At 68.8% G+C, this 14231-nt stretch carries 12 protein-coding genes; all 12 read right to left on the reverse strand.

Annotation, left to right across the window (positions count from 1 at the left end):
• Positions 1 to 25 precede the first annotated feature (25 nt).
• Positions 26 to 1861, reverse strand: coding sequence for an ABC transporter ATP-binding protein (locus SK854_RS24620; RefSeq protein WP_406601823.1), 1836 nt, complete (start codon positions 1859 to 1861; stop codon positions 26 to 28).
• Positions 1858 to 3588: an ABC transporter ATP-binding protein gene (locus tag SK854_RS24625; protein ID WP_319977857.1), complete on the reverse strand. Its 1731-nt coding sequence runs from the start codon at positions 3586 to 3588 to the stop codon at positions 1858 to 1860. Before SK854_RS24625 ends, SK854_RS24620 begins: the two co-directional genes overlap by 4 nt.
• 130 nt (positions 3589 to 3718) lie before the next feature.
• Positions 3719 to 4582 (reverse strand): RICIN domain-containing protein, encoded by an 864-nt coding sequence (locus tag SK854_RS24630; RefSeq protein WP_319977468.1) that lies wholly within the window; start codon positions 4580 to 4582, stop codon positions 3719 to 3721.
• Positions 4583 to 4704: 122 nt separating this feature from the next.
• Positions 4705 to 5913, reverse strand: coding sequence for a uroporphyrinogen-III C-methyltransferase (gene cobA / locus SK854_RS24635; protein WP_319977469.1), 1209 nt, complete (start codon positions 5911 to 5913; stop codon positions 4705 to 4707).
• Positions 5914 to 5964: 51 nt separating this feature from the next.
• A complete protein-coding gene (locus SK854_RS24640; protein ID WP_319977470.1) occupies positions 5965 to 6678 on the reverse strand; it encodes a PIG-L deacetylase family protein in 714 nt (237 codons plus the stop codon).
• Positions 6679 to 6728: 50 nt separating this feature from the next.
• Positions 6729 to 7502 carry a S1 family peptidase gene (locus SK854_RS24645; RefSeq protein ID WP_319977471.1) on the reverse strand — a complete coding sequence of 258 codons (774 nt, stop codon included), beginning with the start codon at positions 7500 to 7502 and terminating at the stop codon, positions 6729 to 6731.
• A gap of 125 nt (positions 7503 to 7627) precedes the next feature.
• Positions 7628 to 9001 carry a M4 family metallopeptidase gene (locus SK854_RS24650; RefSeq protein ID WP_319977472.1) on the reverse strand — a complete coding sequence of 458 codons (1374 nt, stop codon included), beginning with the start codon at positions 8999 to 9001 and terminating at the stop codon, positions 7628 to 7630.
• 103 nt (positions 9002 to 9104) lie between these two features.
• The gene (locus SK854_RS24655) at positions 9105 to 10376 is read right to left on the reverse strand and encodes a cobalamin biosynthesis protein (protein WP_319977473.1); all 1272 of its coding nucleotides are present in this window, start codon (positions 10374 to 10376) and stop codon (positions 9105 to 9107) included.
• Positions 10358 to 11179 (reverse strand): hypothetical protein, encoded by an 822-nt coding sequence (locus tag SK854_RS24660; RefSeq protein ID WP_319977474.1) that lies wholly within the window; start codon positions 11177 to 11179, stop codon positions 10358 to 10360. The genes SK854_RS24655 and SK854_RS24660 overlap by 19 nt, the downstream gene beginning before the upstream one ends.
• On the reverse strand, positions 11179 to 12210 hold the full coding sequence (locus SK854_RS24665; protein ID WP_319977475.1) for a cobalt-precorrin-4/precorrin-4 C(11)-methyltransferase: 1032 nt from the start codon (positions 12208 to 12210) through the stop codon (positions 11179 to 11181). Before SK854_RS24665 ends, SK854_RS24660 begins: the two co-directional genes overlap by 1 nt.
• 31 nt (positions 12211 to 12241) lie before the next feature.
• Complete coding sequence (locus SK854_RS24670; RefSeq protein ID WP_319977476.1) at positions 12242 to 13621, reverse strand: cobyrinate a,c-diamide synthase; 1380 nt, start codon at positions 13619 to 13621, stop codon at positions 12242 to 12244.
• The gene (cobO, locus tag SK854_RS24675) at positions 13615 to 14229 is read right to left on the reverse strand and encodes a cob(I)yrinic acid a,c-diamide adenosyltransferase (protein ID WP_090074249.1); all 615 of its coding nucleotides are present in this window, start codon (positions 14227 to 14229) and stop codon (positions 13615 to 13617) included. Before cobO ends, SK854_RS24670 begins: the two co-directional genes overlap by 7 nt.
• Between the last annotated feature and the right edge of the window lie 2 nt (positions 14230 to 14231).

A 14231-nucleotide genomic window follows, 5' to 3' on the forward strand; every position in this document is an offset into this window, starting at 1 on the left:
AGCCTCAAGCCGTTACGCGCTCACTTCAGATCGCCGCCGCGAACTGCGCCGAGTACAGCCGGTGGTACGCGCCTTCCCCAGCCAGCAGTTCGTCGTGCGTGCCCTGTTCGACGATGCGCCCGGCCTCCATCACCAGGATCAGGTCGGCGTCGCGAATGGTGGACAGGCGGTGGGCGATGACGAACGACGTGCGTGACGAGCGCAGGGCCGCCATGGCGTGTTGCACCAACGACTCCGTGCGGGTGTCGACTGAGCTGGTGGCCTCGTCGAGGATCAGCAGCGTTGGGTCGGACAGGAACGCACGCGCGATGGTGAGGAGTTGTTTCTCGCCCGCGGAGACGTTCGAGCCTTCCTCGTCGATCACGGTGTCGTAGCCGTCAGGCAGGCAGCGCACGAAACGGTCCACATAGGTCGCTTCGGCCGCGGCGAGGATCTCCTCCTCTGTGGCACCCGGCTTGCCGTAGGCGATGTTGTCGCGGATGGTGCCGCCGAACAGCCATGTCTCCTGCAGCACCATGCTCGCCTGTGCACGCAGGTCCGCGCGGCGCAACGAGGTGATGTCGACGTCGTCGAGGGTGATGCGGCCGCCGCTGAGTTCGTAGAACCGCATGATGAGGTTCACCAGTGTCGTCTTGCCCGCGCCGGTCGGGCCGACGATCGCGATCATCTGGCCGGGTTCGGCGACCAGCGAGAGGTTCTCGATCAGCGGCTTGTCCGGGTCGTAGGAGAACGACACGTCCTGGAACTCGACCTTGCCGCAGCGCCACGGTGGCGGAACGGCGTCCGCCTGGTCCGGGCGTTGTTCCGGTGCGTCGAGGAGTTCGAACACGCGCTCCGCCGACGCCACGCCGGACTGCAGCAGGTTCGACAGGGAGGCGGCCTGGGTGAGCGGCTGGGTGAACTGGCGCGAGTACTGGATGAACGCCGTCACCTCGCCCAGCGTCATGCCGCCGGTGGTGATGCGCAGGCCGCCGATCACCGCGATGGCGACGTAGCTCAGGTTCGACAGGAACATCATCGACGGCATGATCAGGCCGGACACGAACTGGGCGCCGGCCGCCGCCTCGTACAGCTCGTCGTTGCGGCGGCGGAACTCCGCCTCCGACTCCTGCTGCCTGCCGAACGCGGTCACCAGCTGGTGGCCGCTGAACGCCTCCTCGATGTGCGCGTTCAGCCGGCCGGTGTGCTTCCACTGCGCCACGAACTGCTTCTGCGCGCGCTTGCCGATCGCACGGGTCAGGGCGATCGAAATCGGGATGACGAGCATCATCACCGCCGCGAGCAGCGGTGAGATCACGAACATCATCACGGTCACGCCGATGATGCTCAGAACGGCGGTGAGCAGCTGGCTCATCGTCTGCTGCAACGTCGTCGAGATGTTGTCGATGTCGTTGGTGACGCGGGAGAGCAGCTCGCCGCGCGGCTGGCCGTCGAAGTACTTGAGCGGCAACCGGTGCAGCTTCTCCTCGACGCTCTCGCGCAACCGGTAGACCACGCGCTGCACCACCGTGTTCAGCAGCCGCCCCTGCAGCCAGCTGAACAGCGAGGCCAGCACGTACAGGCCCGCCGCGAACGAGAGCACCGCCCCGAGAGAACCGAAGTCGATGCCCGAACCGCGCAAGCCGTTGAAGATGATGTCGGTGGCGTCGCCGAGAATTTTCGGGCCCAGCACGGTGAACGAGACGCCGAGCACGCCGAGCCCGACGACGGCGGCGAAGGTGACGCGTTCGGGTTTCATCAGACCGGCCAGGCGCCGGACCGACGTGCCGAAGTCCGCCGCCTTGCTGACCGGCGCCTGCATGGCGAACCGGCCTGCCGGACCGGCCACCGGTCGCGGCTGCTCACGAGCGGTGGTGGTCATGACGCTTCCTCCGGTGTGAGCTGCGAGTGGACGATCTCCAGGTACGTGGGGCAGTTGTCCATCAGCTCGCGGTGCGTGCCCCTGCCGACGATCTCGCCGTTCTCCAGCACGAGGATCTGGTCGGCCTGGGCCACTGTGGAGACCCGCTGCGCCACGACGATCACGGCGGAGTCGCGCGTGTAGGGCCGCAGTGCCGCTCGCAACGCCGCGTCGGTGGCGAGGTCGAGTGCGGAGAACGAGTCGTCGAACAGGTACACGTCCGGCCTGCGCACCAGTGCCCGGGCGATGGAGAGCCGTTGCCGCTGGCCGCCGGACAGGTTGGTGCCACCTTGGGAGATCGTGGCGTCGAGCCCGCCCATCGCGGTGACGAAGTCGCGCGACTGCGCGATGTCCAGCGCCGTCCACATCTGTTCGTCGGTGGCGTCGGGTGCGCCGTGCTGGAGGTTCGATCGCACGGTTCCGGTGAACAGGTACGACACCTGCGGCACCAGGCCGATCCGCGAACGCAACGCCTCGGGGTCCTGCGCCCGCACGTCGACGCCGCCGACCCGCACCTCCCCCGCCGTCACGTCGATCAGCCGCGGGATCAGGCTCATCAACGTGGTCTTGCCGGAGCCGGTGCTGCCGATGATCGCGGTGGTCTGCCCGGCGCCCACGCTGAACGACGTGCTCCTGAGCACCGGCGCGTCGGCTCCGGGATACCGGAACTCCGCGTTGTGGAAGGAAACCTCTCCGCGCCCGAAGGACGCGGCCACCGGCTCGACGGGAGCGTGCACCGACGGTTCGGTCTCGATGACCTCCATGATCCGCCCGGCGCTGACGGAGGCACGCGGCACCAGCGTCGAGATGAACGACGCCATCATCACCGACATCAGGATCTGCAGGAGGTAGGCGAGGAACGCGGTCAGCGCGCCGACCTGCATCTCCCCGTCCGCCACGCGGTGCGCCCCGAACCACAGGACCGCGACGCTGGACACGTTGAAGATCAGCATGACCGTCGGGAAGATCATCGCCTGCAGCCGGCCCGCCCTCAGCGCGATGTCGGTGAGCTGCGCGTTGGCGTCGGCGAACCGCTCGGTCTCCGCCTTCTCCCGCACGAACGCCCGCACCACGCGCACGCCGGTGAGCTGTTCGCGCAGCACCCGGTTCACGTGGTCGATGCGCTCCTGCTGACGGCGGAACAACGGCACCATCCGCACGGTGATCATCGCGACCGCGACCGCCAGCACCGGCACGCAGACCAGCAGGAGCCACGACAGTCCGACGTCCTCGCGCAGCGCCATGACGACACCGGCCACGGACATGATCGGCGCCGCGACGAACATCGTCGTCAGCATCACCACCAGCACCTGGATCTGCTGGACGTCGTTCGTCGTGCGGGTGATCAGCGACGGCGCCCCGAACCGCGCGACCTCCTGGGCGGAGAACGAGCCGACCCGGTGGAACACCCCGGATCGCACGTCCCGCCCGAACGCCATCGCCGTGCGGGTGCCGTACCGGACGGCCACGATCGAACAGGCGATCTGCAGCAGCGAGACGACGAGCATCCAGACGCCCTGATCCACGATGTACGAGGTGTCACCGCGGGCCACGCCGTTGTCGATGATGTCGGCGTTGAGGCTCGGCAGGTACAGCGAGGCGACCGTGCCGACGAGCTGCAACGCGACGACGATGGTCAGCTCCCTGCGGTACGGCCGCAGGTAGGTCGTCAGCAGGCGGGTGAGCACTCGATCCCCGCCTGGCGGCGAGGCTGTCTGGGTGGACAAGCAAGGCTCCTGTGGGTCGAGAGGTGCATGAAAAAACCACCGTCCAGACCGAAGCCTGAACGGTGGTGAGCAAAGCCGCAAAGTGAATTTGCTACCTCTTTGCCGCCGCCTTGAACGTCCACTGGGCGGCGGAACCGGAGCAGGACGCCGCCGTCACCTTGCCGGACGCGTCGCGGTAGCACTTGGTGTTGTACTGCATGTCCGAAATGGTCTTGTTCGGGTTGATGGACCACTGCTGAGCCGGTCCGCCGTCGCACTTCTTCAGCAGCACCTTGCCCGACGACAGCGTGGTGCACTGCTGGGGCGATCCCTGCTCCATGAACGCGCCGTGGAACTTGAACTGCTGGTTCGCGGCACCGCTGCAGGTGGCCGTCGTGAGCTGCGCGCCGGACGAGCCGCCCTGCAGGCACTTGCCGGTCGAGACGTTCTTGTACTCGCCGTTGGTGGTCTTGGGCTTCGCGCCGCCGTAGCACTCGCCGGTCGAGGTGTTGAAGATCGGCGTCGAGTCCACCTGCAGGTTCGACGGCGGGTTGAGGATCGTCTCCTCCATCACCGGCTTGCCGTCGTCGTGGTAGTTCGTCAGCGCGTCCTCGCAGTCGATCGCGTTCATGGCGTTGCCGCCCTTGCCGCCGATCCACGCGTCGAAGTGCCACAGCTTCGGACCACCGTTGGGGCCGTTGCCGTTCCAGTCCTGCTCACAGGAGGAGCAGGAGTCCTCCATGATGAAGTACTTCTTGACCCGCGGGAAATAGATCTTCGTTCCCGGCTTGGCCTCTTTGCTGGACGTCGCGAACGTGATCGGGTCCGACCACGTGCCCTTGCCGCCGGCCGTGTCGTGCAGCCCCGGATAGGCGATGTCGCCACCAGGCGGCGTGTTGTCGTACCAGCCGTAGAAGGTCCAGAAAACCTGTTGGGATGCCGCGTTTGCCGGGGTCGAAACGACCAAACCGGACATCGCAAGCACAATGCCTGCCGCCAAAGACAGGGCGCGTTTCATGCGGGCCTCCGCAAAACCGGTGGACTTGGCGGCGTGAATGCAGAGTCCACCGGATGCGCGGCTTTTGTAAAGAAACTTATCTAACTATTTGCGGAAGCAATGCCTGCGACGGGGCCGACCACGATGATCGCCGGCGGACGAATCTCGTGCGCCTTCACGTCGGCACCCAGAGAGTCCAAAGTGGACCTCAGAACGCGCTGAGATGCCGTGCTGCCCTCCTGGATCACGGCGACGGGGGTCGAACCGGGGCGGCCTTCCATCAACGCCGCGGCGAACGCACCGGCTCGTTCGACCGCCATCATCAGCACAACGGTGCCGCGAAGGCGTGCGATCGCGGACCAGTCGACGAGAGAGCGCGGGTCGTCCGGCGCGACGTGACCGGAGACGACGACGACCTCGTGCGCCACGCCTCGGTGCGTCACCGGCACACCGGCCAGCGCGGGCACACCGAACGCCGACGTCACGCCCGGCACCACGGTCACCGGGATCCCGGCCTCGGCGCACGCCAGCAGTTCCTCGAAACCGCGCCCGAAGACGTACGGGTCGCCGCCCTTGAGCCGGACGACGAACTTCCCCTCCTTGGCGCGGTCGATCAGCGTCTGGTTGATGAACTCCTGCGTCGCCGCACGGCCGTACGGGATCTTCGCCGCGTCCACGACCTCGACGTGCGCGGGCAGTTCCTCCAGCAGCTCGCGCGGCGCCAGACGATCGGCCACGACCACGTCCGCGTGCGCCAGCAATCGCTTGCCCTGCACGGTGATCAGCTCGGGATCGCCGGGTCCGCCACCCACCAGCGCCACGCCGACCGGCGGAGCGGCCTGGTCCGCGATGCGCCCGTCGCGCAACGCCGCCACGAGCCCGTCCCGCACGGAAGCCGACCGGCGGTGCTCGCCACCCGCCAGCACACCGATCAACATGCCGTCGTGCGTACCGGTCGCCGGCGTCACGGCCGTGCCCTCGACGGCGATGTCCGCGCGCACGCAGAACACACGCTGCGAGAGCGCTTCTTCGCCGATCTGCGTGTTCACCTCGACGTCCGACGTGCACGCCACCACGTACCACGCGCCCTCGACGTCACCGGCCTCGTAACGACGCTCGTGCCACGTCAGCTCGCCCGCGTCGACCATGCCCTGCACGGCGGGGGTGACGGACGGCGACACGAGATCGACGACGGCGCCGGACGCGATCAGGCGAGGTAGACGGCGCTGCGCGACCGTGCCTCCGCCGACCACGAGGACGCGCCGGCCCCGGAGGTCGAGGCCGGCCAGGTAGTGCTGTTCAAAGGGCATGCGTAGAAGCATCCACACGGGACACGCCGTGTCCAGCCGAAGGGAACATGGTCACAGCGCCAGCAGCTCGAAAGAGGTCGCCAGCACCCCTCCGAACCGCTTCCCGGCGTTCTCCGCCATCGAACGGAGGAACGTCGCGGGATCGGCCATGTCGCCGCTCAAGGCCTCCAGGTACGCCTTGTGCGCGCGTAGAGAGACCACGGAGGCATAGAACGAGTCGGTGATGTCCACGGCGTGCGTCGCCAACGGCGAGGACGCCGCCGCCACGTACTTCACACCTTCCCACTTCTCCAGCCCGAGCTCCGGAAAGATCCACCGGTTGCCCGCGTCCCGCACCGCGTCGACGGTGGCGCGTCCGACGGCGATGTGGTCGGCCATGTTCAGGCCGCCGCCGGGCCACGTCTCGCGGTAGTTGCCGGTGATCACGACCTCCGGCTTGTGTCGACGGATGGCGGCCGCGATGTCGCGTCGCAGCGGAAGGCCGTACTCGATGGTGCCGTCCGGGTGGTCGAGGAACTCGACGTCGGTCACGCCAACGGCCACGCACGCCGCGATCTGCTCCGCGACCCGCAACGGCCCGCAGACACTCGGTTCCATCGAGTCGATGCCGTTCTCACCACGGCACGCGAGCAGGTACACGACGTTCTTGCCTTGAGCGGTCCACCGCGCGATGGCGCCTGCACCGCCGTACTCCATGTCATCGGGGTGAGCGACGACGACCAGCGCGTTCGACCAGTCTTCCGGTACAGGTTCTAGATCAGCCATGCGTGCAGGGTGCGCGCCACGCGCGCACCCTGCAACAGGCAAATAACGGCTTACAGCTGAGCGGTGATCGCCGAGTAGTACGTGGCGATCCGGCCGTACACGCCGGGGTAGCCGGCACCGGCGCAGCCGCGGCCCCACGAGGTGTCACCGATGAGCTTGCCGCCGAACACCAGCGGGCCACCGGAGTCGCCCTGGCAGGTGTCGGTGCCGCCCTGCGGGAAGCCCGCGCAGATCATCGAGCTGTTGCTGTACTGCGAGTACGCGGTCTTGCAGGTCGCGTCCGAGGTCAGCGGCACGTTGGCCTTGAGCAGGTACCGCGAGGCGGAACCGCCAGAGGACGTGGTGCCCCAGCCGAGGATCAGTGCGGAGTTGCCGGCCGCGTAGAGCGCGGTGTCGGACGGCGTGGCCAGCGGCAGGGTGGCCGAGCTGATGTTGCGGTCCAGCGTCAGCACGGCCACGTCGTATCCGGCGGTCGCGGTGGTGTAGCTCGGGTGCACCCAGATCCTGGTCACGTTCGCGACCGTGCCCGCGGTGCTCTGCTTGTCGTCACGGCCGTGCACGACGCGCACGCTGGAGGCCGAACTGCCCTTCACGCAGTGTGCGGCGGTGACGACCTTGTTGGCCTTCGTCAGCGTGCCTCCGCAGAACTGCGAGCCGGAGGTCGAAGCCAGGTAGACCACCCACGGATAGGTCGAAGTGCTTGCCCGCGTACCACCGACGATCATCGGCGACACGTCGCTCGCATTGGCCGGGGCGATGAAGAAGATGCTCGCGAGAGCGGACACCACGACGGACACGATCAGGCGATGCAGGGTTTTCGCCATGTTTGCCAGTCCTTCCCAATGACACTGTGTGTGCAGGGTGTACAACAGCGGCACACACAGCGTCACGGGCAAGGATTCGGCGGCGTAACCGCCATTAGTCGCACATGTCCGACTTCACATTTGACCTACTTGAGGATGTCGCGAGCTTTGAACGCGGCCGTAACCGTGGCGGCATCCGCGTCACCGTAGAGCTTCTTGGCCGTGGCGACGGTCGCCTCGGCAGCAGCCTTGAACGTGGTGTTCGGCGTGTAGGAGAACTGCGACTCCAGCACGATCTTCGCCGCCTTGTCCCTGCCGAACGCCTTGAAGATGTCGAACAGCGCCCGCGACCAGATCTGGCCGTCGAAGTGCACCTCGTTCTGCCGGTCGCCCACCTTCAACTCGGTGTCGGCACGACGGATGCAGTGCGGCGTCGTGGTCGTGTACGAGGTCGAGTCCCAGTCCATGATGCACGCCAACGGGGCCGTGGCCGTGTCCTGCGAGTCACGCGAGGACAGGACCAACGCCCACCAGTCGCCGAAGCCCTCACCGATCGAGCCGCCGTCGAGCGACGAGCCGAAGCCCGGCACCTGTGCGTCCTGGATCGCGTGGCCGAGCTCGTGCCACACCACCTCGACGTCCTCGGCGTCGTCCACCCCGCCGGTGCCGAAGGTGATCTGGTCCTTCGACGGGTCGTAGAACGAGTTGTCCTCGGTCAGGCCCAGCGTGGTGATCTTCTGCGCCTCGTTGTTGATGTTCTTGAACCCGAGGCTCTGGATGTACTTCTGCGCCTCCGTCACGCCCCAGTAGGCGTTGACCTGCTCGAAGAAGTCGTTGTTCCGCGTGTACTCGAACTTGTTGGTCTTGTTGTACGCGAGCTTGCCCTTGGCACCGGTGATCGTCGCGTAGCTGCCCTTGAGGTAGCCGGAACCGTCCAGATCGGACAGCGTGACCGTCTTGTACGCGGCGGCGGGCACGGCCGAGTCGGCGTCGTTGGCGTCCTTGAGGTTCTGGTTCTGCTGCGAGACAACGGGGTTCGGGCTGAACACCTTGCCGGTGCCGTTCGCGTGCTTGACCAGGCTCTCGGTCTTCACGACGGCACCGGACTCCGCGTGCACCAGCGTGCGCTCGGATCCCTTGCCGTTGTCGGAGATCACCTCGTAGACGAGGCCGGTGCCGGGCAGCACCTTCAGGTTCGCACCCTCGGGAACGCCGGCGGACTTCGACTTGGCGTCCTCGGCGGTGACGGCGGGAGTGACGTCGACCGCGCCGACCGCGATCCTGCCGTCGTCCACGGTCTTCACGCCGGTCGCCTTGTCGACGTGCTCGACGTAGTAGGAGCCCAGCACTGGTTTTCCGTCGAACGTCTGCTCGTACCAGGTGTGCGTGGCGGTCAGTGAGTCGCGAACGGTCAGCAGCCGCAGGCCTTCCTTGGGTGCGGCGGCCTGGGCGGTGATCGTCAGCAGGGACAGCGCGACGCCGGCGGTGCAGGCGACAGCGACGAGACGACGGGCTCTCATGCCGGTCTCCAGTGCTTTCGGGCCCGGTGCAGGGGTGGGCCGTGTGCATGGCGACGCTAATCAAGAAAACTTCGGCGGAGACCCTACGAAAGAAGGAAAAACATCAGCGTTCCCATACTCCGGGAACAACAATTACGTCGGCTTCGACCGGATTGTCCAGCGTTGGTCCGGTTCCAAAAGCGACGAACGCGACCGCGGCCCCACGTGAGGCCAAATCGCACGCGCCCTCGTGGCCGACTTCGGTGCCAGAGCGCAGAAGCGGTCCGACGGCGTCGATCGCCTCCGGCGTCCCGATCACGAACGCCGCACGCCGGATCTCCGCCTCCGCCCGCGGTGTGCGTTCCTCCGCCGAGCCAGGACCGAGCCCGACCAGCGCGAGCCGGCCGCGCGGCAACACGCGTGCCGCGGCCACGGTCACGTTGTCCCGCTTGAACTTCTCGGCCGCCAGCTCGATCTGACCACCGTGGCCGATGCTGCGCGCGCCCCGCAACGCGGCCGCCTCCGCGACGCTCGCGGTGCCCATCGAGTTGCGCACCACCGAGCTCGGGTTCGGCACGCCGATCTCGGCGAGCTCCTCGGTCGGGAACGTCAGCAGCTCGGCGGTGTCGCCGTGCCAGAAACCCCAGTCCTCCACGGCGTCCACGATGCCGGGTTCGTCCGCCTTGGCGTCCGCCGTCGCGAATGCCTTGATGGCACGCAGATCCAGGCCACCGCGGGTGTCCAGTTCCGACAGTGCGGCCCCCACGCTCGTGGCCGAAGCACCGCGCGTCGAGCCGACACCGACGACGAGCGTGCGCGGCACGATCCGCAGGACGTTGTCCTTGGTCGCGGCGGCCCGGTCGTCGATGACGATCACCCACGTCGCGTCCTCACCGCCCGCCACGACGTTGGGCGGCAGCGCGGGCAACGGGAAGTTCAACGGGTTGCGCAGCACGACCTTCTCGCCTGCGTCGATGGCGGCGGTGCAGGCCTCGACGTCGCCGTCCGCGGTGGCGTCGAGCTGCTCGACCAGCTCGTCCAGCACCGAGTCGATGGACGGGCCGCTGGTCACCACGGCGGTGCGGTTCAGCAGGTCCGCGACGTGGCGGGCGAACACGTCCACGTCACCGGCCAGGGCGACGACGAAGTGCTCGTCCACGCACACCACGGCGGGGTCGGATCGCCTGTCCCGCAACAAGGGCGCGATCAACCGGACAGCGGTGGCCGCGTCCAGGAACAGCACGACCGCGCCCAGCCGGGGCCAGAGGCCTCGGACGGCGGGCTTGACGGGACCGTCGGGGACGACGGCGTCGGCACCGAGCAGCCCGGCCAGATCTGCGGCGTCACCGCGGTGGGCGGCGCCGGCGAACACCCCGATCACTTCTTGGTTCCCCACAGCACGGTCACCGGCACGGCCGGCGCGAACCCGGAGTCCAGCAGGCGCGAGGCGGTCCAGTGCACGCCCTCGACCTCGTATCCCGCGGCCTGCAACGCGTCGCGCGCGGGCACGATCTCGTCCACGCCCTCCGTCGCTACGACGACGCGCTTGGCCGAGGCCGCCGCGCTCGCCTTGACCGCGCTCAGATTGCCGCGGCCGACGAACACCGCGTCCGGGCGCGGCAACGAGGGCGCGTCCAGCTCGCCTTCCTCGACGCGGACGTCGACACCGTGCGCGGACGCGTTCGCGATGATGCGCACGCACTGCACGGGATCCGGCTCGACCGCGATCACCGCGGCACCGAGCCGGGCGCACTCGATGCCCACCGCGCCGGAACCGGCCAGCACGTCCCAGACCAGCACACCGGGACGGGGAGCGAGGCGGGCCAGCACGAACGCGCGGACCTCGGCGCCGAGCACGTGCGTGCGGCTCCCGAAGGCGTCGTCCGGCAACGCCCAGCCGTCGGTCGCGCGCAGGAACTCGTTGTCCGCCAGGCACAACACGGCTTCCGGTGCGGTCCAGCGCCTCGTCACCGCGTCCCGTGGGTCCACAGTGGTCAGTTCGCCCGAGTCCTGCACGATCAGGGATCGGCGCCAGCCCGCGAGGCCCGCGCCGATCTCGGCGGGCCCGATGCCGGAGGCCAGCTTGACGAGCACGGCGGAGCGGGCGCGGCACACGTTCAGCGCGGGGCGCAGGCCGTCCGCCGCGTCGACGATCTCGACGGGGCGGCCCGCTGCCTCCAGCAGCTTCTCGACCGACATCAGTTGCCGGCGGTGCGCTTGGGCTTACGGGCGGACGGCCGCTTCTTGGGAGTGGCCGTCGAAGCGCGGACCGTCGGCGGCTTCGGCTTCTCCGCCGCGACCACCACCAGCTTCGGCTTCGGCGCGGGCTCCTCGGCGGGCTTGCGCACCGACTGTTGTATTTCCTCCACCGCCGTCCACGCCGGGTTCGGCTCGGCGACGGGAGCGGGCGCGGACGTGGGAATCGGCTCGTCCACGCGGGTCGCGATGCGCGAGGCGGCACGGCGGGACCAGCGGGTCGGGCGGGCGGCGCGCAACGGCTCGTCCACCGACGTCGTCGCCGAGGCCGAGACACGACGCGTGGGCGCCTTCACCGCGGCACCGACGAGGAACAGCGTCGGGCGGTACAGCTTGTGCTGCTTCACCACCGACTCCAGCTCGCCGACCGTGGTGTGCACGATCAGTTCGTCGGCCTGGCTCACCTTGTAGGCGACGACGACCGGCGTGGCCTCGGAGTACCCGCCCTGCAGCAGCTTCTCCACGAACTGGCCGACGCGCGCGCCCGAGACCGTGGCGGCCATCGTGGTCTGCAGCGCGGCGAACTCGCTCACGAGCTCGCTGCTCTCCGGCGAGATCAGCACGGTCGACGACGCCTCGGTCAGCGTCAGCTCGCGGCCGATCTTGGCGGCAGCGGCGGCGACGACGGACACGCCCGGCACGACCTCGACCTCAAGACCGAGACGCACGCACAGGTCGTGCTGCTCCTGGACGCCACCACCGGTCGCGGCGTCGCCCGAGTGCAGGCGCACGACGACCTGACGCGACGCGGCGGCACGGCGGTACACGTCCGTGATCTCCTCCGGCGTGACGCGCGAGAAGTCGACCAGTTCGGCGTCGGCGCGGGCGTGCTCGCGGACGCACTCGGCGTCCACCGCCGTGGGCGCCCAGATGACGACGTCGGCTTCCGCGATGCGGCGCGCGCCTCGGAGAGTGATGAGGTCGGCGGCACCGGGACCGGCGCCGACGAAGGAGACCCGACCGGTCGTCGTCACGACAGCTCCACAGGGGGTTTCGGGGAGAGACTTAAGCGATGACCGTACCGTCTGCCACTCCTGCCACGAACGGGTGGCAGGCCCGCACGAATCGGGCTACGGCCTCCGGATCACCGGCGGGGTGCGTGTGCAGGTACGACGCGTGCACGCCGCCCACCACGAAGCCCTCGGCGACGGGCCGTGAATCGACGCCGCGCCAGTGCCACGCGGGTGGGGTGGAGTGCGGTGTGGACAGCTGGGTCCGGTGGAACTCGTGGCCGGTCACGCGGCTGCCCGGCGGGTGCAGCGGTGAGCTCGCGGAGGCCACCGCGTCCCGATAACCGAGGGTCAGCTTCGGGGTCATGAACCCCTCGGCGTCGAGCACACCGCACATCGGGTGCCCGTCCAGTGACCTCGCGAGGTACAGCAACCCTCCGCACTCGGCGTGGACCGGCGCACCCGAACGAGCGAACCGGGCCACTGCCTCGCGCAACTTCGCGTTGCCGGACAAAGCTTCCGCGTGTTGCTCCGGAAATCCGCCGGGCAGGACGAGGCCCGCCGTGCCCTCCGGAAGATCTTCGTCGTGCAGCGGATCGACGACGGCGACGGCAGCTCCCGCCGCCCTCAGCACCTCGACGTGCTCGGCGTAGCCGAACGTGAACGCCGCTCCGCCCGCCACGGCGACCACCGGTTCGCTCGCGACGCGGTCGACCTGGGGTTCCCACGCGGCGACGGCCATCGCAGGCACCGACGACGCCAGCCTGCGCACCGCGTCGAGATCGACGTGCTTGCCCACCGCGGCGGCGATCGCGTCGACCGCGGCGACGGCCTCCGGACCGTGCTCCGCCGCCGTCACGAGTCCCAAATGCCGTGAGGGCAAGGAGAACTGCGGATCGCGCGGCAGCACGCCGAGCACGTCGAGGCCGACCTCGTCGCACGCCGACCGCAGCACCTGCTCGTGCCGTTCCGAGCCGACCTGGTTGAGGATCACGCCGCCGAGCCGGACGGTCGGGTCGTAGCCGCGGAAGCCGTGCAGCAACGCGGCGAGCGACCGGCTTTGCCCGCGTGCGTCCACGACGAACAACACGGGTGCGTTGATCAGCTTGGCCACGTGCGCGGTCGAGCCGATGCCGGCGGTGTCGATGCGGCCGTCGAACAGGCCCATCACACCCTCGACCACGGCGATGTCGCAGCCCTTGGAGCCGTGCGCGAACAGGCCGGGGATCCGGTGCTCACCGACCATCACGGGGTCGAGGTTGCGGCCGGGCCGGTTGGTGGCGAGCGAGTGGTAGCCGGGGTCGATGTAGTCGGGTCCCACCTTGAACGGCGCGACGCGCGACCCCGCCTGGCGCAACGCGGCCATCAGGCCCGTCGCGACGGTGGTCTTGCCGCTGCCCGAGGCCGGGGCCGCGACGACCAGCCTGTTCACCACTCGATCCCCCGCTGGCCCTTCTGCCCGGCGTCCATCGGGTGCTTGACCTTGGTCATCTCCACCACGAGGTCGGCGGCGTCGACCAGCTTCTGCGGCGCGTACCGGCCGGTGATGACGACGTGCTGGTGGCCGGGCCGGTTCGCCAGGGTCTCCACGACCTCGTCCACGTCGATCCAGCCCCAGTGCAGCGGGTAGGTGAACTCGTCGAGCACGTAGAAGCCGTGGCGTTCGGCGTTGATCCGGCGCTGGATCTCGTGCCAGCCTTCAAGAGCGGCGGTGGCGTGGTCGTCCTCGGTGCCCTGCTTGCGGGTCCAGGACCAGCCCTCGCCCATCTTGTGCCACTCGACCGCGCCGCCCTCGCCGGTCTCGTCGTGCAGCCGGCCGAGCGCCTTGAACGCGGACTCCTCGCCGACCTTCCACTTGGCGGACTTCACGAACTGGAACACGCCGATGTCCCAGCCCTGGTTCCAGCCGCGCAGCGCCATGCCGAACGCCGACGTCGACTTCCCCTTCATCTCACCGGTGTGCAGCATCAGCAACGGCCGGTTGCGGCGCTGGCGGGTGGTCAGGCCGTCCTTCGGCACCTCGGTGGGTTGTCCTTGAGGCACTG

It is taken from the genome of Lentzea sokolovensis (genome assembly GCF_033949975.1).
In the GTDB taxonomy this organism is placed as follows: domain Bacteria; phylum Actinomycetota; class Actinomycetes; order Mycobacteriales; family Pseudonocardiaceae; genus Lentzea; species Lentzea sokolovensis.

What these genes read in the sequence shown, in the direction of transcription:
- cobA (WP_319977469.1), bottom strand. Translation starts at nt 5,913, where the DNA reads ATGCCCTTTGAACAGCACTACCTGGCCGGCCTCGACCTCCGGGGCCGG.
- SK854_RS24650 (WP_319977472.1), bottom strand. Translation starts at nt 9,001, where the DNA reads ATGAGAGCCCGTCGTCTCGTCGCTGTCGCCTGCACCGCCGGCGTCGCG.
- SK854_RS24645 (WP_319977471.1), bottom strand. Translation starts at nt 7,502, where the DNA reads ATGGCGAAAACCCTGCATCGCCTGATCGTGTCCGTCGTGGTGTCCGCT.
- SK854_RS24620 (WP_406601823.1), bottom strand. Translation starts at nt 1,861, where the DNA reads ATGACCACCACCGCTCGTGAGCAGCCGCGACCGGTGGCCGGTCCGGCA.
- SK854_RS24640 (WP_319977470.1), bottom strand. Translation starts at nt 6,678, where the DNA reads ATGGCTGATCTAGAACCTGTACCGGAAGACTGGTCGAACGCGCTGGTC.
- SK854_RS24660 (WP_319977474.1), bottom strand. Translation starts at nt 11,179, where the DNA reads ATGTCGGTCGAGAAGCTGCTGGAGGCAGCGGGCCGCCCCGTCGAGATC.
- SK854_RS24630 (WP_319977468.1), bottom strand. Translation starts at nt 4,582, where the DNA reads ATGTCCGGTTTGGTCGTTTCGACCCCGGCAAACGCGGCATCCCAACAG.